The organism is Rhodovulum sp. DZ06, assembly GCF_050586345.1.
Taxonomy (GTDB): Bacteria; Pseudomonadota; Alphaproteobacteria; order Rhodobacterales; family Rhodobacteraceae; genus JBOCEF01.
The window spans coordinates 13,722-32,306 of sequence record NZ_JBOCEF010000026.1 but is presented as its reverse complement, the minus strand read 5'-3'; the positions used below and the strand labels follow the sequence as shown (position 1 = coordinate 32,306).

Sequence of the window (18,585 nt, the reverse complement as noted above, 5' to 3'; positions counted from 1 at the left end):
CGGTCCGGGCCGCCCGGGGGGAGCGACGAAAAACCGGGGGGCGCCGCCGCGTCGCGGCGCCCCCGCGGCTTGATCCCGCGGGCGGGCTCCAATACTCATGAACCTCACCCGACATGTCCCGCCGAAAGGACCGCCGCCCATGTCCCAGAGCGACGCGCAGCAGCTCGTCAGCACCCAGTGGTTGGAAGACCATCTCTCGGCCCCTGACGTGAAGGTGTTCGACGCCTCCTGGCACATGCCGGACACGGGGCGCGACGCGAAGGCGGAGTACGCCGCGGCGCATGTCCCCGGCGCCGTCTTCTTCGACATCGACGAGATCGCCGACACCCGCAGCGCGCTGCCGCACATGGCGCCGCCGGTGGAGAAATTCGTCTCCCGCATGCGCCGCCTCGGCGTCGGCGACGGGCACCGGGTGGTGGTCTATGACCAGGCGGGGCTGTTCAGCGCCGCGCGCGCCTGGTGGATGCTGCGCCTGTTCGGGCACCGGGACGTCGCGGTGCTCGACGGCGGGCTGCCGAAATGGATCGCGGAAGGGCGCCCGACCGAGGACCTGCCGCCGATGCCGCGCGAGCGGCACTTCACCGCCCGCCGCAACGCCTCGCTGGTGCGGGACGTGACGCAGGTGGCGATGGCGGCCAAGCTTGGCGACGAGCAGATCGTCGACGCCCGCGGCCCCGCCCGGTTCCGCGGCGAGGCGCCCGAGCCGCGGCCCGGCCTGCGCTCCGGCCATATCCCCGGCTCGAAGAACGTGCATTACGCGACCCTGATCGGCGAGGACGGCGCCCTGAAGGACGAGGCCGGGCTGCGCGCGGCCTTCGAAGAAGCGGGCGTCGATCTCGGCAAGCCCGTCATCTCCTCCTGCGGGTCGGGCGTGACCGCCTGCATCCTCGACCTCGCGCTGGAACGCCTCGGGCACCGGCAGCACTCGGTCTATGACGGGTCCTGGGCCGAATGGGGCATGTACCCGGACCTCAAGGTCGAAGTCGGATGACCGGCGCGGGGGAGATGCCGGGGCCGGGCGAGGAGGTCGAGGTCATCGTCACCACGCTGGAGATGACCGAGCGGCCCGCGGGCCCGTACCCGCCGATGCCGATGGCCGCGCCGCTGACGCTGGTGCGCTCGGTCGAGCCGCCGCTGCGCTGGTTCTACCACCTCTATGACGTGGTGGGGGAGCAGTACGAGTGGACCGACCGGCATGGCGACGACCCGGAGGAGCTCCAGGCGCTGCTGCACGATGACGACGTCGCGCTTTACGTGCTGATGCATGACGGCTGGCCGGGCGGGTTCTTCATGCTCGACCACCGCGACCGCGGGGTGTGCGAGCTGCTCTATTTCGGCCTCGCGCCCGAACTGCTCGGCCGCGGCTACGGCAAGTGGCTGCTGGGCGAGGCGGTGCGCATGGGCTGGGAGCGGACGGGGGTCGAGAAGATGACCGTCTCGACCAACACGCTCGACCACGCGCGGGCGCTTCCGCTCTACCAGCGCGCCGGGTTCATGCCGGTGGACCGGCGGACCGAGACCCGGGCGCTGACCCGCCCGCTCGCCCCGCGCGCAGACTGACGGCGGGACGGCGGGGATGGAGGCGCTGGCGGCGGCGCTGACGCCCGAGGTCCTCGGCCCCGCCGCGTCGCTGCTGCTGATCGCGGCGAGCTTTTTCACATCGGCGATGACGGCGGGTTTCGGCGTCGGCGGCGGGCTGGCCCTGATGGCGCTGATGGGCGTCTTCCTGCCGGTCGCGGCGCTGATCCCGGTGCATGGCGTGGTGCAGCTCGGCTCCAATGCCGGGCGGGCGGCGCTGTTGCGCGTGCATGTCGACCGCGGCTTCCTGCTGGCCTTCCTGCCGGGCGCCTGCCTCGGCGCGGCGGTCGGAGGCTCGGTTGTGGTGGCGCTGCCCGAGACGCTTCTGAAGATCGTGCTGGCAGGCTTCGTGCTGGCCCTCGTGTGGGGGCCGAAGCCGAGCGCGGGCAGGGGGCTTGCGGGCCCCTGGGGCGCGGCGGGCGGCGGGGCGGTCACCACGGCGCTGACCATGTTCCTCGGGGCTACCGGGCCGCTGGTGGCGGCGCTGATCTCGGTCCAGGGCTTCGGGCGAGAGACGGTCGTGGCGACCAATGCCGGCGCGATGACGGCGCAGCACCTTCTCAAGACGCTCGTGTTCGGGATCGTCGGCTTCGCCTGGGCCGACTGGGCGCCGCTGATCGCGGCCATGGTCTGCACCGGCTATCTCGGGACCCGCGCCGGGGCGGGGCTGCTGCGGCGGATGCCCGAATCGCGGTTCCGCGCCGCCTTCCGGATCGGGCTGACGATTCTCGCCGCGAATCTCGCGTTGCAGGCGATCCGGGGCGCGTCCTGATCCCGTGTCACACGCCGCGGGTTTCGGTTTTCGATTAACTCTTGGTTAACCCCTTGCGGACTGCCCGATCGGTCCACAGCGAGTCTGTGCATAACTCAAGCACAAGATGTGGGCTATCTGTGAGCGTTGCTAATTCGTTCTCCTAGGGGTGGTGGGCGGCCGGGGGTCAACAACGAAATCTGGATCGGGTGTGTAAAAACTGTCTTGATGCCCGGGCAGGCTCGTCTATCCTTCGGGGCACAGGGCGAGACGGAGCGCTACATCTAGTGTCCCAACCCCCTCGCCCCGGGGTCCGTGACCCCCCAAGACCACAATATGCTGAGCATGCGCCCGCAAGCGGCGCCAGGCGCGCCCCCTCGCCCCGGGGCGCGTCCGCGGAAACACCGAGCCAGGGACAGCCCCATGCAGATCCACCGTCGCTTCACCCAGGAAGGCGCCTCGCCCTACGCCGCGATCGAGTTTCGCAAAGCCTCGTCGGAGATTCGCAATCCCGACGGCTCGGTCGTGTTCAAGCTGTCGGACATGGATGTGCCCGCGGACTGGTCCCAGGTGGCCGCCGACGTGCTGGCGCAGAAATACTTCCGCAAGGCGGGCGTGCCTACCGCGATGGTGAAGGTGGAAGAAGAGGGCGTGCCCGAGTGGCTGCAGCGCTCGATCCCCGACGAGGAGCGCCTCAAGCGCCTCGCCAAGGATCGCCGCACCACCGGCGAGACCTCGGCCACCCAGGTCTTCGACCGCCTGGCGGGCGCCTGGACCTACTGGGGCTGGAAGGGCGGCTACTTCACCGCCGAGGAAGACGCGCGCGCCTATTACGACGAGATGCGCTTCATGCTGGCCGCCCAGATGGGCGCGCCGAACAGCCCGCAGTGGTTCAACACCGGCCTGCACTGGGCCTACGGCATCGACGGCCCGTCCCAGGGCCACTACTACGTCGATTTCGAGACCGGCGAGCTGGTGAAATCCAAGACCGCCTATGAGCATCCGCAGCCCCATGCCTGCTTCATCCAGTCCGTCTCCGACGACCTGGTGAATGACGGCGGCATCATGGACCTGTGGACCCGCGAGGCGCGGCTGTTCAAATACGGCTCCGGCACCGGCACCAACTTCTCCAGCCTGCGCGGCGAGGGCGAGCCGCTGGCCGGCGGCGGGCGGTCCTCGGGCCTGATGTCCTTCCTCAAGATCGGCGACCGCGCCGCGGGCGCCATCAAGTCGGGCGGCACCACGCGCCGCGCGGCGAAGATGGTGATCTGCGATATGGATCACCCGGATATCGAGGAATTCATCAACTGGAAGGTGCGTGAAGAGCAGAAGGTGGCCTCGCTCGTCGCCGGCTCCCGCATGCACGAAGAGCGTCTGAACGAGATCTTCGAAGCGGTCCGCACCTGGGACGGCGAGGAAGAGGCGGCGTTCGACCCCAAGAAGAACCACGCCCTGAAGATGGCGATCAAGGGCGCCCGCCGCGCCCATATCCCCGAGACCTATGTCGGCCGCGTGCTCCAGTACGCCCGCCAGGGCTACGCCTCGATCGAGTTCCCGACCTACGACACCGACTGGGACTCCGAGGCCTACGTCACCGTCTCGGGCCAGAACTCCAACAACTCGGTCCGCGTCACCGACGCCTTCCTCGAGGCCGTGCGCAACGATGACGACTGGGAGCTGATCCGCCGCACCGACGGCCAGATCGCCCGCACCGTCAAGGCGCGCGACCTGTGGGAGCAGATCGGCCACGCCGCCTGGTCCTGCGCCGATCCGGGCATCCAGTACCACGACACGATCAACGCCTGGCACACCTGCCCGAATGACGGCCAGATCCGCGGCTCGAACCCGTGCTCGGAATACATGTTCCTCGACGACACCGCCTGCAACCTGGCGTCGATGAACCTGCTGACCTTCTACAACGAGGGCGTGGTCGACCTCGAAAGCTATGAGCACGCGGTCCGCATCTGGACCCTGACGCTGGAAATCTCGGTGCTGATGGCGCAGTTCCCGTCGCCCGAGATCGCCCAGCGCTCCTACGACTACCGCACGCTCGGCCTCGGCTTCGCCAATATCGGCGGGCTGCTGATGAACATGGGCCTGCCCTACGACTCGGCCGCCGGCCGCGCCGTCTGCGGCGCCCTGTCCGCGATCATGACCGGCGTCGCCTACGAGACCTCGGCCGAGATCGCCTCCGAGGTCGGCGCCTTCCCGGGCTATGCCCGCAACGCCGACGCCATGCTGCGGGTGATGCGCAACCATCGCCGCGCCGCGATGGGCGAGACCGAGGGCTACGAGGGCCTCGCGGTGAAGCCGGTGCCGCTCGACCACGTGTCCTGCCCGGACCCGGAGATGATCACCCGCGCCCGCGCCGCCTGGGACCGCGCGCTCGAGCTCGGCCAGAAGCACGGCTACCGCAACGCCCAGACCTCGGTCGTGGCCCCCACCGGGACCATCGGCCTGGTGATGGACTGCGACACCACCGGGATCGAGCCGGACTTCGCGCTGGTGAAGTTCAAGAAGCTCGCCGGCGGCGGCTACTTCAAGATCATCAACCGCTCGGTGCCCGCCGCGCTCGACGCGCTCGGCTATTCCCCGGCGCAGATCGAGGACATCATCCGCCACGCCGTCGGCTACGGCACCCTCGCCGGCTCCCCGGCGCTGGGGCACGAGGCGCTGGCCAAGCGCGGCTTCGGCCCGGAAGAGCTGCAGAAGGTCGAAGAGGCCCTGCCGACCGCCTTCGACATCGGTTTCGTGTTCAACCAGTGGACCCTCGGGGCCGATTTCTGCCGCGACGCGCTGGGCGTGACCGATGCGCAGATGAACGACCCGGAGTTCAGCCTGCTCAAGCACATGGGCTTCTCGAAGGACGAGATCGACGCGGCCAACCTGCATGTCTGCGGAACCATGACCCTCGAGGGGGCGCCGCATCTTGAAGACGCGCACCTGCCGGTCTTCGACTGCGCCAACCCCTGCGGCAAGACCGGCAAGCGCTACCTGTCGGTGAACAGCCATATCGACATGATGGCCGCGTCCCAGAGCTTCATCTCGGGCGCCATCTCCAAGACCATCAACATGCCCGGCGACGCCACCATCGAGGACTGCCTCGAAGCCTATGAGCGCTCCTGGCGCATGGGCGTGAAGGCCAACGCCCTCTACCGCGACGGCTCCAAGCTCTCGCAGCCGCTGGCCACCAAGCTGCTGGAGGACGAGGACGCGGCCGAGGACCTGGTCGAGGAGATGGCCGCCGCCGCCCCGGCCGAGCGCGCCAGCCTGATCGCCGAGAAGATCGTCGAGAAGGTGGTGATCCGCGAGGCCGCCCGCGAGGCCGCCGCGCGCGAGAAGCTGCCCGAGCGCCGCAAGGGCTACACCCAGAAGGCCATCGTCGGCGGGCACAAGGTCTATCTGCGCACGGGCGAATACAAGGACGGCCGCCTGGGCGAGATCTTCATCGACATGCACAAGGAAGGCGCCGCCTTCCGCGCGATGATGAACAACTTCGCCATCGCGATCTCGGTCGGCCTGCAGTACGGCGTCCCGCTCGAGGAGTTCGTCGAGGCCTTCACCTTCACCCGCTTCGAACCCGCGGGCATGGTGCAGGGCAACGACAGCATCAAGAACGCGACCTCGATCCTCGACTACATCTTCCGCGAGCTGGCGGTGAGCTATCTCGACCGCACCGACCTCGCCCATGTGCAGCCCGAAGGGACGCGCTGGGACGAGATGGGCCGCGGCGAGGAAGAGGGGAAGGCCAACGTCACCCCCGCCGAGAAGACCGTCTCGGACGCCGCCGTCGCCATGCTGCGCGAGGTCTCCTCGCCCGGCTACCTGCGCAAGCGCCTGCCCGAGGGCATCTCGGGGCTGCGCACCACCGGCGCGGTGTCCGGCGGCTCCGGCGGCTCGGCCGTCGCGGCGATGGAGACGATGGCCGTGGCCGCCGCTGTGGCCGAGGCCGTCGCCCCGGCGATGGACGACCGCGCCAAGGCCCGGATGCAGGGCTATGAGGGCGACCCGTGCGGCGAGTGCGGGAACTTCACCCTGGTGCGCAACGGCACCTGCCTGAAGTGCAACACCTGCGGCGGCACCAGCGGCTGCAGCTGAGGATAACCGCGAGGTCCGACGAGGGACGCACGCGACCCCGCGCAGGGGACGGGCAGGCCGCCCCCCGCGCCATCGACCGAACAGGCCGCAGGCGGGAACCGCGAGCAGCAGAAGAAGCCTGGAACGACCGACACAAGCCCGGCCAACGGGCGCATGCCTTCGGGGCGGATCGGATGAGGGGCCGATCCGCCCCTTTTTCATGCGCGCCGGCCCCGGCCCCGGCCCCGGCCCCGGCTCCGCCCCGGCGCATTTTACTTAATTTTCACCGTTAACGCTGTTCCCGGCGGCGTCCTCCCGCCCTCCGCGCTAGGCTTTATGAAGATTTGATTTAAAGCCGACAGGCCCAAGGAGGGGATTATGGTCAGGCGCCGGACGGATGTGCGCGTGAAGCTGCGCAACTGGGTGATCTTCCCGCTGCTGCTGGGCCTCTGGAGCGCGGTCGAGGCGTTCGGCGGCCTCGCCGGGTTCCTGGTGTTCATCCTGGTCTGCGCCGGGCTGCGCGCGCCGCTTAAGGCCGTGTTGCGCCGGATGCCGCCCGCCCGCCAGGACGGCGCCTGGGCGGGCGCGACCCTGGCCGCGCTGCTCTGCATTCCGCAGTTCGGCGCCGGGACCGCGGCCGCGGTCTACGCCATCCTCTACGTGCTGTGGCTGTCGCTGCACACGAAGGTGGTCATCCACCGCGCCTGACCGGGCAGGGGGGAGTGGGGCCAGAGGGGCCCTCCCCCCCCTCAGCCCATCTCGCCGATCGAGGCCCGCATCCGCGCCAGCGCCGCGCCCAGCAGCGCCGCTCCCAGCGCCGCCAGCGCCGCGAAATGCGGCCAGACCACGTCCAGCCCCGCGCCGCGGAACAGGATCGCCTGCGCCAGCGCCACGAAATGGGTGTTGGGCGTCAGCGACATCAGCGCCCGAAGCTCCGCCGGCATGCTTTCGAACGGCGTCATCCCGCCCGACAGCATCTGCAGCGGCAGCACGATCATCATCATCAACAGCCCGAATTGCGGCATCGAGCGCGCGGCGGTCCCCAGCAGGATCCCCATCGCGCAGGCGGCGAAGACATGCAGCCCCGCCCCCGCCAGGAACAGCGGGATCGAGCCCGCCACCTGCACCCCCAGCAGCCCCTCGCAGACCAGCGTCAGCGACAGCGCGCAGGCGCCCAGCACCACCGCGCCCATGGCCAGGAGCTTGGCGGCCATGATCTCGGCCGGGGTGACCGGCATCGCCAGCAGGTGCTCCACCGTGCCGTGCTCCCGCTCCCGGATCAGCGCCGCGCCGGTCAGCACGATGGCGAGGATGGTGACGTTGTTGATCAGCTCCATCACCCCCGAGAACCAGGTCTGGTCCAGCCCCGGGTTGAACCGCGCGCGCAGCGCCAGCGCCACCGGCTCGGTCGCCTCGACCCCGTGCCCGGCCAGGAAATCGGCCGTCTCCTGCATCGCGATGGCCTCGATATACCCCGCCCCGGCGAAGGCCTGCGCCACTCGGGTCGCGTCCACGTCCACGGCGATGGCCGGGGACCGGCCCGCCAGCACGTCGCGCTGGAAATGCGGGGGGATCGACACGGCGAAGGTGTCGATCCCGGCATCCATCCGCTTGTCCACCGCGTCCGGCGCGATGTCCTGCGGCGGGGTGAACAGGGGCGGGCGCAGCCCCGTCACGATCCGCTGCGACAGGCCCGAGCGGTCGAGGTCGGCCACCGCGACCGGCGCCCGGTGCAGCGTGTCGGGCATCGACGTCGCCGCCGCGTAGATCGCCAGCGAAAACGCCCAGACGATCAGCCCGATCATCACCGGGTCGCGGGCCAGCGCCCGCAGCTCCTTCACCCCAAGGTGCAGCACGTTGGACCAGCGCATCCTATGCCTCCTGCTTGCGCAGCGCCGCGGCGGCGAGGCCGAGCAGCGCCGGGATCGCCGCCAGCAGCCACGGGTAGGCGGCCCAGAGATCCGCGACCCCCAGCGCCTTGGTGAAGGTCCCCCGCGCGATGTCGAGGAAATGCGTGGTGGGATAGATCGCCCCGATCACCCGCCCCGCCCCCTCGAGCGAGGAAACCGGGTCCACGAAGCCCGAGAAGCTGACCGCGGGCAGCACCGTGCCGATGGTGGTTCCGAAGATCGCCGCGATCTGGCTGCGCATGAAGGTCGAGAACAGCAGCCCCATCGCCGTCGCCGCGAAGACATAGAGCGCGGCGCCCAGCGACAGCGCCGCGAGGCTGCCGGTCAGCGGCACGTCGAGGACCAGCGCGGTGAAGGCGGTCATCGCGAAGAAGCTGAGCATAGACAGCCCCGCATAGGGCAGCTGCTTGCCGACGAGGAAATCGAGCCGCGTGGTCGGCGTCACGTAGAAATTGGTGATCGCGCCCAGCTCCTTCTCGCGCACCACCGAGAGGGCGGCGAGCATCGCCGGGATCATCATCAGCAGCAGCGGGATGGTCGACGGCGCCATCGCCACCAGCGAGCGGACGTCGGGATTGTAGCGAAAGCGCGTCTCGATGCGGATCGGCGCGGCGGCGGCGGCCTCTCCCGCCGCGCGCGCCCGCTCCGCCAGCCAGCCCGCATGCATCCCCTGCACGTAGCCCGAGGCGGTCTCGGCCCGGGTCGGCATCGCGGCGTCGAGCCAGGCGGCGATCTCCACCGCCCGTCCGCGGGCGATGTCCGCGGCGAAGCCCTCGGGGATCTCGAGGGCCAGCGTCAGGTCCCCCGCCTCCATCCGCCGGTCGATCTCGGCATGGCTGTAGAGGGGGGCGCGTTCCTCGAAATAGCGCGAGCCGGAGAGGTCCTGCGCATAGGCGCGGCTGAGCGCGGTGTCGTCGCGGTCGAGCACGGCGAAGCTGAGCCCGTCCACGTCCATGTTCATCCCCACCCCCATGACCCAGAGCAGCACCACCGAGCCGAGCAGCGCCATGGCGAGCTGGAACGGGTCGCGCATCAGCTCCTTGGTCTCGCGCAGCGCCCAGGTCAGGGCGCGGCCCGGGTCGAACAGGCGGCGCAGCGCGCCCCGCTCGGCCGGGTGGGCGCCGGGCAGGTGCACGGGGGCGGGGGGCGCGGGCGGCGTTTCGGGCGCGGCGCCCGCGGACGAGGCGGCTTCCTCGCGCGCCAGCACCTCGATGAAGGCGTCTTCCAGCGTGCCGCCGCCATGGGCCGCGCGGATCTCCTCCGGCGCGCCGGTGGCGAGGACGCGGCCCGCATGCATCAGGCTGACGCGGTCGCAGCGCTCGGCCTCGTTCATGAAATGGGTGGAGATGAAGATCGTCACCCCGTCGCGGCGGCTGATCTCGCCCAGCAATTGCCAGAACCCGTCCCGGGCCACCGGGTCGACGCCCGAGGTCGGCTCGTCGAGGATCAGCATCTGCGGCGCATGGACCATGGCGACGGCGAGCGACAGGCGCTGGCGCAGCCCGAGCGGCAGCGACTCCGGCAGCGCGTCGAGCACGTCCCCGAGGCCGAAGCGCGCGGCCATCTCGGCGCAGCGCGGCTCGATCGCCGCGGCCTCCATCCCGAACAGGCGGGCGTGCAGCACCAGGTTCTGCCGCACCGTCAGCTCCGAGTAGAGCGAGAAGCCCTGGGACATGTAGCCGGTGCGCGCCCGCGTCTCCATGTCCCCCGCCGCGACGTCGCGGCCGAACAGGCGCGCGGACCCGGCGCTGGGCGCCAGCAGCCCGGTGAGCATCTTCATCGTGGTGGTCTTGCCGCAGCCGTTGGAGCCGAGGAAGCCGAAGATCTGGCCGCGCGGAATGCTCAGGTCCACGCCGTCGACGGCGGTGAAATCGCCGAAGACCCGCGTCAGCCCCTCGGCCTCGATGGCCGGGGGGCCGTCCGAGGCGGGCGCGGGCGGGATCTCGGGGCGGCGATGCCCGCGGCGCTGCGCCTCGGGCAGCAGCGCGATGAAGGCGTCTTCCAGGGTCGCGGCGCCGGTGCGGGCGAGCAATTCGGCGGGGGCGCCCTCGGCCAGGATCCGCCCCCCCTGCATGGCGGTCAGGCGGTCGAACCGCGCGGCTTCTTCCATGTAAGACGTCGCGACCAGCACGCTCATCCCCGGGCGCTGGGCGCGGATGCGGTCCACCAGGTCCCAGAACTGGCGGCGCGAGAACGGATCGACGCCCGTCGTCGGCTCATCGAGGATCAAGAGCGACGGGTCGTGGATCAGCGCGCAGCACAGGCCGAGCTTCTGCTTCATCCCGCCCGAAAGCTTGCCCGCGGGGCGCTCCAGGAACGGGGCGAGGCCGGTGGCGCGGGTCAGCTCCTCGATCCGCCTTGCGCGCTCGGCCCGACCATGGCCGAAGAGGCGGGCGAAGAAGTCGATATTCTCGCGCACCGTCAGCGTGGCGTAGAGGTTCCGCCCGAGCCCCTGGGGCATGTAGGCGATGCGCGGGCAGACCCGGCGCCGGTCGCCGGGCCGGCGCATGTCGCCGCCGAGGGTGGTCACCTCGCCCTTCTGGATCGCGCGCGCCCCGGCGATCAGGGCGAGGAGCGAGGATTTGCCGACCCCGTCCGGGCCGATCACCCCGGCGATGGTCCCGGGCGCGAGGTCGAAATCCACGCCGTCGAGCGCGATGGTCTTGCGGTAGCGCAGCCGCGCGCCGCGCACGCGGGCGGGCGCGGGGCCGGGCGGGACGGGGGCGACGGGCGCGGCGGGCGCGGCGGAGGGCGCCTCAGCGGGCATCGCCGGCCTCCGGCGCGGGCAGGGCCAGCTCCGTGGGCCAGGGGGCCGAGGGATCCTCGCGCAGCCAGACCATGCCGGGCAGGCCGGTCTTCACCTGGGTCTCGTGCCGGGCCAGCAGCTCCGGGTCGATCCGGGCCTTGAGGCGGAACATCAGCTTGGCGCGCTCATCCGCCGTCTCCACCGTGCGCGGCGTGAACTGGGCGACGTCGGCGACATAGGTGATGCGGGCCGGGATCGGGCGGTCCGGCGCGGCGTCGAGCACGATCCGCGCCTCGGTCCCCAGCGCCACGCGCCCCGCCTGCGCCGTCGGCAGGAAGAAGGTGACGTGCAGGTCCGTGAGGTCCACGAGGTTGACGATGGGCGCGCCCGCGGCGGTCACCTCGCCCGGCTGGGCGACGCGGTACTGGACCCGGCCGTCGCGCGGCGCGCGCAGGACGGCGTCGGCCAGCTCGGCCTCGATCCTCTCGGTGGTGGCGCGGGCCGAGACGACGCCCGCCTCGGCCGAGACCACCTGGGCGCGCGCGGCGTCCACCCCCGCATCCGCCGCCGCGCGCTGGGCCTTCGCGGCGGCGAGCGCAGCGCGGGCGCCGAGCCAGGCGGCCTCGGCATCCTCGGCGGTGCTTTCGGGCGCGGCCCCGCGGGCGGCGAGGGCGGCGGCGCGGTCCGATTGCTTCTTCGCGACGTCGAGCGCGGCCTGGCGCTGGTCGACCACGGCCTGGGCGGCCTCGCGCTCCGCCTCGGCCTGGATCGCGGCGCTTTTTGCGGCGCCGACGGCGATCAGGGCCATGTCCTGCGCGGCGCGGGCCTGGTGAAGCTGGGCGTCGAGCGTCGCGGTGTCCATGCGCACGACCACGTCGCCCTCCGCCACCATGTCGCCCTCGTCGACCAGGATCGCGTCGATGCGGCCGGGGGACTTGGCGGCGATGTCGATCTCCACCGCCTCGGTGCGGCCATTGCCGCCGAACAGGCCCTCGGCCTCGTCCGGGGCGCCGTAGCGGGCCCAGGCGAGCCAGGCGATGGCGAAGATGATCAGCGCGGCGACGGCGCGGCGCAGCAGCAGGCGGGCGGCTTCGGGCATGTCGGCCCTCCGGGGAGCGGCGGCGCGCGAGAGGGGGCGCGCGCGGTTTGCGGACCGGGGCAGGATGCGCGCTTGTTGCGGCGCGGTAAATGCGCTGGATCAAGGTGAGGCGGGGGCTTTCGCCCCCGGACCCCCAACCAGGGGGGCGGCGCCCCCCTGGAACCCCCCGACGCGCGTCTGCTGCGCCCGGGGTGGCGGGCGGCGGCGTGGGCAGGGCGTCGGGGAAGATTGCTGGAGAAGCGCCTGAGGGAGCGGGGCTCCCGTCAGGTCGCTTGTCCCAGCGTGGGTCGGGCTACGGCCGCGTCAAGGACAAGCCGCCTGCGGCGGTGGCCTGCGGCCATCCTTGACCCGGCCTGCGCCCTCCACGGGGCGTCAGGCGCCGGACTTCAGGCTCCGGGGCGCAGGCCCTCGGGCAGGGTGCCCTCGGCGGCGCCGCGCAGCAGCTCGGCCAGCCAGGCCGTCTCCTTGTCGAGGTCGAACTCCGCGGCCACCTTGGCGCGCCCCGAAGCGCCCATGCGCGCGCGCAGGTCCGCATCCCCCAGAAGGGTCGCCATCGCCTCGCCATAGCCCTCGACATCCCCGGCATGCACCAGGAAGCCGTTCTCGCCATGGTCGATCAGCTCGGCCTCGCCCGCCACCCGGCTGCCGATCACCGGCAGCCCCGAGGCCATCGCCTCCATCAGCGTCACCGGCACGCCCTCGGCGAAGCTCGGCAGGATCAACAGGTCCGCCGCCTGCATCGCGTCGCGGACCTCGGTCTGCGTCCTGTACCCGTCGAACTGCACCGCCCCGCCGATGCCGAGATCCACCGCCTTGGCCTTGAGCATCTCGCGCTGCTCGCCATCGCCGATGATGCGCAGCGTGGCATGGGGGTGCGCGGCGCGCGCCTTCGCGAAGGCGTCGAGCAGCACCGGCCCGCCCTTGATCTGGCTGAGCCGCCCGACGAACAGCACCTCGCCCCGGCCGCGCCCCGCGCCCTCCCCGGCATAGAAGGCCGGGCGCACGCCGCAATGGACGATGCGCAGCCGGTCCCAGGCCTCGACCGGCGCGAAGATCATGCACTGGCTGCGGCAGAAATGGCTGATGCAGCTCAGGAACGCCGCGTGCTCGATCTTCATCCCCAGGCTGTTGCTCTCGGGGTCGAAGAACTCGTCCGGGCCGTGCACGGTGAAGGAGTAGGACGGCCCCCCCAGCGCCCGGCACAGCATCGCCGCCGCCGCCGCGTTGGTCGAGAAATGCGCGTGCAGATGCGCGACCGGGTCCTTGCGGAAGCGGCGGCGCAGGGCGATGGCCTCGAGCAGGTAGGCCGCGTGCCGCACCGGCCCGGCGCGGGCGTTGAGCAGCAGTTTGATCCACAGTTTCAGCGCCTTCGCCACGCCGCCCGGGTTCTGCGCCAGCTCGGCGAAGAAGCCCTTCACCAGCGCCGCGCCGCCGTCCTCGAGGATGTAATCGGTCTTGCCCGCCTCCTCGATATCGGTCGGATCGGTCAGCGCGCCCTCGTCCCAGCGGCGCATGGCGAAGCGTGGAACCTCGACCCCCTGCGCCTCGAGCCCCGCGATCTCGCGCCCGATGAAGGTGGTGGACACCCGCGGGTAGGAATTCATCAGGTAGCCGATCTTCATCGCCTCGGGCCCCTCGTCGTCTGGAATGCGTGGCAGCTTTGGAAATCGCCGCGACCATCGCCGAAGCGGCCCGGCGGGGCCACGGACATGTGGACGCAGAACCGGGACGGATCAGCCCGCGGCCATGGCCTGGATGGCGGCGAGGCGCGCGCGCAGATCCCCCACGGCCCCCGCGAAGGCGTCGTCGAGCGCGGCGGTGCCGACGGTGAAGCCCGCCGCCCCCGCCGCCTTCGCCGCCGCCACCCGCTCGGGCCGGTCGATGGAGCCGGCGACCACCACCGGTTTGCCCGCCGCCGCGCGCACCACCCCGGCGATCAGCGCGGGCACGTCCCCGTCGAAGCGCCAGGCCAGCAGGTCGAGCCCGCCCACCCCGGGCCGGGCCGCGATCTCGGCCGCCGAGGCCACGATGTCCCCTTGCGGGCCGTGCAGCACGCTGGGGCTGCCGGTGACCCGGCCGGGGAAGGGCATGTAGAGCGGCGCCGAGGGGGCTCCGGCGATCAGCGCCTCGGCCGCCCGGGGCGACGTGCCGCCCAGGATCCGGTTCACCCCGATCTCCAGCCCCGCGCGGACCGAGCGGAGTTCCGCCGCCGGGTCCTCGGACACCACTTCGAGCACGCTGATCGCGCCCGCCGCCTTGATCCGGCGGTGGAGGGCGGCGAGCCGCGGGATCGGCAGGCCGACATCCTTGAAGCCGATGCAGGTGAGGCCCGCGGCGAGGGCGTCCTCGAGCCGCGCCTCGGCGTCCTCGACCGTGCGGTCGTCGCGGGTGAGCATGAAGATGAATTGCAGCGCCTGGTCCCCCGTCGTGAGCCGCCCCGGACGCGCCATCCTAGCGCCGCCGCGCGCGCGGGGCGCGGGCCCCGACGTCGCGGCGCCCGCCCGCCCGTCCCGCGCGCGTTTCCGCGGCGCAATCCCCCGGATCGGGGATGCGCGCCCCGCCGCGACGCGGCATGACGTCTTGCAGGGTGGCCTTCGGCGTCCTCCGGGCCGCGTTGCGTCGATTCCCGGAAACGTTCTCCGAACTGACCGCCATCCTGTTGCCGAATGGAAATAAAACAGATAGCCATCGGCCGCTGTGTGAGGTGAGGAAGGCGTAGATGCCGATCGTTTCCGCCAATGGATTGAAGATCTGCGTCGAACAATACGGGGCTCGCCGGGGCGCGCCCCTGGTCCTCATCAATGCGCTGGGCATGCAGCTGACCAGCTGGCCCACGTCTTTTCTCGACCACCTCGCGGAACGCGGCTTTCGCCTGATCGTCTTCGACCCGCGCGACGCGGGCCTGTCCGAGGGGGCCGAGGCCGCCGGGCGGCCGGGCATGGCCGGGGTGCTGGCCGCGCGCCTGCTCGGGCTGCGCAGCCCAGCGCCCTACACCCTGTCGGACATGGCCGCCGACGTCGCCGCGCTGATCGGGGCGATGGGGCTGGAGAGCGCGCACGTGCTCGGCGTGTCGATGGGCGGGACCATCGCGCAGCTGCTGGCGATCGAGCACCCGGCGCGGGTGCGCTCGCTCACCATCATCTCCTCGACCTCGGGGCGGCTGACCCTGCCGCGGGCCAGCCGCGCGGCGCGGGCGGCGCTGGCCGTGCCGCTGCCGGACCCGGCGGCGGACATGCAGAGCTATCTCGACGCCGTGGTGCGGCTGCTGGTCTCGCTCGGCTCGCCCGGCTGGACGCCGGATCCCGAGGAGCTGCGCGCCCGCATCCGCGCGGACATGCAGCGGGCCTGGCGCCCGGACGGCGTGGCCCGGCAGCGCGCGGCGATGCTGGCCGCCCCGGGGCGCGAGCGGCAGCTGGCGCGGCTGCGCCTGCCGGTGACGGTGATCCACGGGCGGCAGGATCCGCTGCACCGGATCGAGGCCGGGCGCGCGGTCGCCGCCGCCATTCCGGGCGCCGAGATGGTGGAGATCGACGGCATGGGCCATGACCTGCCCGAGCCGGTCCTGGGCGAGATCGCGGGCATCGTCGCGCGCACCGCGGCGCGGGCGGGGGCGCGGCTTCTGCCCGGGGCGCCGCTGGACGCGGGCGCGCCGCCCCCCGTGGCGCCCTGTCCGGGCGCCTGACGCGCGGCCGGTCGCCCTTGCGCGCCATCAGGCGTCGGGGGCGGGCGGCGGGTCGCCGTCGCCGGGCGGCTTGAGGGCCATCAGCCCCTCGAGCTTCGCGCACAGCTCCACCGGGTCGAACGGCTTCACGATCACCCCCAGCGCGCCTTCGTCGAGATAGGCCGCCTGTTCGTGCAGCTGGGCCTTCGCGGTGAGGAACACCACCGGCGGCGCGTTCGCGCCGTCGCGCGCCCGCAGCGCGCGATAGGTGGCGACGCCGTCGATGCCGGGCATCATCACGTCGAACAGGCACAGGTCCGGCTTGAAACGCTCGGCCTCGGCCAGCGCCGCGGCGCCGCGGTCGCAGTGGCGCAGCTCGTAGCCGCCGATCATCTCGAGCGCCATGGCGGTGACTTCGGCGATGTCGGGCTCGTCCTCAAGATACAGTACGCGCGTGGTCAACTGACGACTCCTTGTCTGGAACGCGCCCGCCGTGCAGGGGCAGGTCGATGTGGAAAGCTGCGCCCGCGCCCTCGCGCGAATCGAAGCTCAGCTCGCCGCCGAAGGCGCGGATCAGGCTGCGCGCGATGCTCAGTCCCAGGCCGCTGCCGCCGCCGTGGTTCTCGGCCTGGGCGAAGCGTTCGAACACCTTGTCGCGGAACGCCTCGGGGATGCCCGGCCCGTGGTCGCGCACCGTCACCCGCAGGCCGCGGCCGGCCGTGCGCCGGGCGCTGACCTCGACCTTCGCGCCGACGGGCGAGTGGCGCAGCGCGTTGGACAGAAGGTTCGAGAGCGCCTGCGAGAAGCGCAGCGGGTCCACCGTGGCCGGGCAGGGGGCCGCGTCCAGCTCCAGCGACAGGACCAGGCGCTTCTCGTCGGCCAGCGCGCGCATCCGGTCCACCGTCTCGCGCGTCAGCTCGCGCAGGTCGGCCACCTCGCGCTTGAATTCCAGCCGCCCCTCCCGGACCCGCTCGATGTCGAGCATGTCGTTGACGATCCGCATCAGCCGCTCGCAGCCCTTGCGCGCCAGTTCCAGCAGCCGCGCGGAGCGGGTGTCGAGCGCCTCGCCCGCGGATTGCTCCAGCATCGCCAGCGAGGCGTTGACCGACGTCAGCGGCGTGCGCAGCTCGTGGTTCAGGGTGGAGATGAATTCGTCGGTGCGCTTGCGGTCGCGCTTGTCCGAGGCGTCGCGGATCACGGCCGAGTACATGCGGCGCGAGCCGACGCGGATCTCGCTGACCGCGATGTCGACGGGGAAGGGCGCGCCATCGCGATGGGCGGCCAGCACCTCGCGCCGGTTGCCGATCAGGTGGCGCTTGCCGGTCTGCCGGTAGGTCTCCAGCGCCGCGTCATGGGCCTCGCGGTCGACCTGGGGCATCAGGATGTTGACGCTGGCGCCGATCGCCTCCTGCTCGGAATAGCCGAACAGGCGCTCGGCGGCGCGGCTGAATTCCTCGATAATGCCCCGCTCGTCGATCACCACCACCGCGTCCATCAGGTCGCCGAGCACGGCCTGGGCCTTCATCTCGGTGGTCGAGAGGCGGCGCAGCAGGCTGTTGAAGGCGCGGATCAGCTCGCCCGTCTCGTCGTTCGGGATCTCGGGGACGTCGAGGGTGGGGCGGCCGAGCGCATGGCCGCGCACGGCGACGGCGAGGTTGCGCAGCCCGTCGGTCATGCGCGAGGCGGCGACGCCGCCGACCAGGGTGGCGAGCCCGGCGAAGACGAGGGCGACGAGGGTCGAATCGATCACCGCGGCGCGGGCCGTCCCGACCATCTCGTCGATCCGTTCCCAGGCCACCGCGCGGGTCCGGGCGCCGGGGCCGCGGGGCACGGTGTAGACGCCGTGCAGCTCGTCGCCCACGACGTACCACGGCTCCGTTCCATGGGTGTCGAGCAGCGCCAGCGCGGCGGGGGGCGCGCGGTCTTCGTCGACATGGCCGACATCGATGGCGTTGAACCGCCGCGAGGCGTGGCTGACCCCGTAATCGCCGTCGCCATAGACGATCAGCACGTTGTGGACCGGGTCGATCCGGCGCAGCGCATCGCGCAGCAGCAGGTGCTGGTCGGCGTTGATGATCAGGAAGGCGAAGGGTTCGCCGTCGGGGGTGTAGATCGGGGTGTAGAACCGCACCGCGCGGATGTTGCGCGGGTCGCGCACGCCGTTCTCGCGGTTGTAGGAAGTCTCGCCCACCGCGACCTCGCCGTTCTGAAGCGCCAGCGCGCGTTGGAAATAGGCCTCGGAGGCCTTCTCCTGCAGCGCGTCCTCGGGGGTGCGGACGAGCGCGCCGTCGATGCGCTCCACCCGCACGATCTCCCGCCCTTCGCCCTGGAGCGAGACGAGGCGGGCCTGGAAATAGGCGTCATGGGTGCGCAGCAGCGCCTTGAAGATGTCGGCGAGCCGGTCCTTCCACTGGCTGGCATAGGAGCCGTCGCGCGGATCGATCCCGGCATTGTCGGCCGCGCGCATCAGGCCGGGGATCGGCGGGGTTCCGGCGAGCAGGGCGATGTCGCGGCGCGGCAGCTCCAGGTTGTCCTGCACGCGCATGGCGACCAGCCTGGCCTCGTCGCTCAGCAGCGTGGCGGCGCGGGCGATGGTTTCCTTCTGCGCGTGGCGCGCGGTGATCAGGCCGACCGACAGCACGGCGCAGAGCCCCGAGACGAGGGCGATCAACAGGATGATCTTGAGGCGCAGCGAAACCATGCGCGTCTCCGGCTCGGGACAGGGACGGGAATGGTCATCCTGCGGCGGCAGGGTTGAGAAAG

Annotated in this window: 13 protein-coding genes; 6 read left to right on the top strand and 7 right to left on the bottom strand. The window is 71.8% G+C overall.

The features are described 5' to 3' along the window. Nucleotides 1-139 precede the first annotated feature (139 nt). From sseA to ACQ5SO_RS12630, 5 genes are all read left to right on the top strand, one after another. A complete protein-coding gene (gene sseA, locus ACQ5SO_RS12650) occupies nucleotides 140-991 on the top strand; it encodes a 3-mercaptopyruvate sulfurtransferase (protein ID WP_430941968.1) in 852 nt (283 codons plus the stop codon). Beyond that, nucleotides 988-1,560, top strand: coding sequence for a GNAT family N-acetyltransferase (locus ACQ5SO_RS12645; protein ID WP_430941967.1), 573 nt, complete (start codon nucleotides 988-990; stop codon nucleotides 1,558-1,560). The genes sseA and ACQ5SO_RS12645 overlap by 4 nt, the downstream gene beginning before the upstream one ends. 16 nt (nucleotides 1,561-1,576) lie before the next feature. Further along, complete coding sequence (locus tag ACQ5SO_RS12640) at nucleotides 1,577-2,350, top strand: sulfite exporter TauE/SafE family protein (RefSeq protein ID WP_430941966.1); 774 nt, start codon at nucleotides 1,577-1,579, stop codon at nucleotides 2,348-2,350. 402 nt (nucleotides 2,351-2,752) lie between these two features. Beyond that, a complete protein-coding gene (locus ACQ5SO_RS12635) occupies nucleotides 2,753-6,427 on the top strand; it encodes a vitamin B12-dependent ribonucleotide reductase (protein WP_430941965.1) in 3,675 nt (1,224 codons plus the stop codon). 357 nt (nucleotides 6,428-6,784) lie between these two features. Next, nucleotides 6,785-7,114: a hypothetical protein gene (locus ACQ5SO_RS12630; RefSeq protein WP_430941964.1), complete on the top strand. Its 330-nt coding sequence runs from the start codon at nucleotides 6,785-6,787 to the stop codon at nucleotides 7,112-7,114. Between the two features lie 41 nt (nucleotides 7,115-7,155). Here the strand turns inward: ACQ5SO_RS12630 and ACQ5SO_RS12625 are convergent, their stop codons facing one another. The 5 genes from ACQ5SO_RS12625 to ACQ5SO_RS12605 form a co-directional block, all read right to left on the bottom strand. Further along, complete coding sequence (locus tag ACQ5SO_RS12625; RefSeq protein ID WP_430941963.1) at nucleotides 7,156-8,277, bottom strand: ABC transporter permease; 1,122 nt, start codon at nucleotides 8,275-8,277, stop codon at nucleotides 7,156-7,158. Between the two features lies 1 nt (nucleotide 8,278). Further along, nucleotides 8,279-11,083: a ribosome-associated ATPase/putative transporter RbbA gene (rbbA, locus tag ACQ5SO_RS12620; RefSeq protein ID WP_430941962.1), complete on the bottom strand. Its 2,805-nt coding sequence runs from the start codon at nucleotides 11,081-11,083 to the stop codon at nucleotides 8,279-8,281. Beyond that, nucleotides 11,073-12,161 (bottom strand): HlyD family secretion protein, encoded by a 1,089-nt coding sequence (locus ACQ5SO_RS12615; RefSeq protein ID WP_430941961.1) that lies wholly within the window; start codon nucleotides 12,159-12,161, stop codon nucleotides 11,073-11,075. The genes rbbA and ACQ5SO_RS12615 overlap by 11 nt, the downstream gene beginning before the upstream one ends. A gap of 386 nt (nucleotides 12,162-12,547) precedes the next feature. Beyond that, nucleotides 12,548-13,783 (bottom strand): glycosyltransferase family 4 protein, encoded by a 1,236-nt coding sequence (locus ACQ5SO_RS12610; RefSeq protein ID WP_430941960.1) that lies wholly within the window; start codon nucleotides 13,781-13,783, stop codon nucleotides 12,548-12,550. 111 nt (nucleotides 13,784-13,894) lie between these two features. Continuing rightward, nucleotides 13,895-14,611 (bottom strand): hypothetical protein, encoded by a 717-nt coding sequence (locus ACQ5SO_RS12605; protein WP_430941959.1) that lies wholly within the window; start codon nucleotides 14,609-14,611, stop codon nucleotides 13,895-13,897. A 269-nt stretch (nucleotides 14,612-14,880) separates the two neighbouring features. Between ACQ5SO_RS12605 and ACQ5SO_RS12600 the strand changes: the two genes are divergently transcribed. Continuing rightward, nucleotides 14,881-15,843 (top strand): alpha/beta fold hydrolase, encoded by a 963-nt coding sequence (locus ACQ5SO_RS12600; protein ID WP_430941958.1) that lies wholly within the window; start codon nucleotides 14,881-14,883, stop codon nucleotides 15,841-15,843. A 27-nt stretch (nucleotides 15,844-15,870) separates the two neighbouring features. Here the strand turns inward: ACQ5SO_RS12600 and ACQ5SO_RS12595 are convergent, their stop codons facing one another. Both ACQ5SO_RS12595 and ACQ5SO_RS12590 read right to left on the bottom strand, forming a co-directional pair. Then, nucleotides 15,871-16,284 (bottom strand): response regulator, encoded by a 414-nt coding sequence (locus tag ACQ5SO_RS12595; RefSeq protein WP_430941957.1) that lies wholly within the window; start codon nucleotides 16,282-16,284, stop codon nucleotides 15,871-15,873. Continuing rightward, nucleotides 16,259-18,523, bottom strand: a complete 2,265-nt coding sequence (locus ACQ5SO_RS12590; RefSeq protein ID WP_430941956.1) for an ATP-binding protein — start codon at nucleotides 18,521-18,523, stop codon at nucleotides 16,259-16,261. Before ACQ5SO_RS12590 ends, ACQ5SO_RS12595 begins: the two co-directional genes overlap by 26 nt. Nucleotides 18,524-18,585 lie beyond the last annotated feature (62 nt).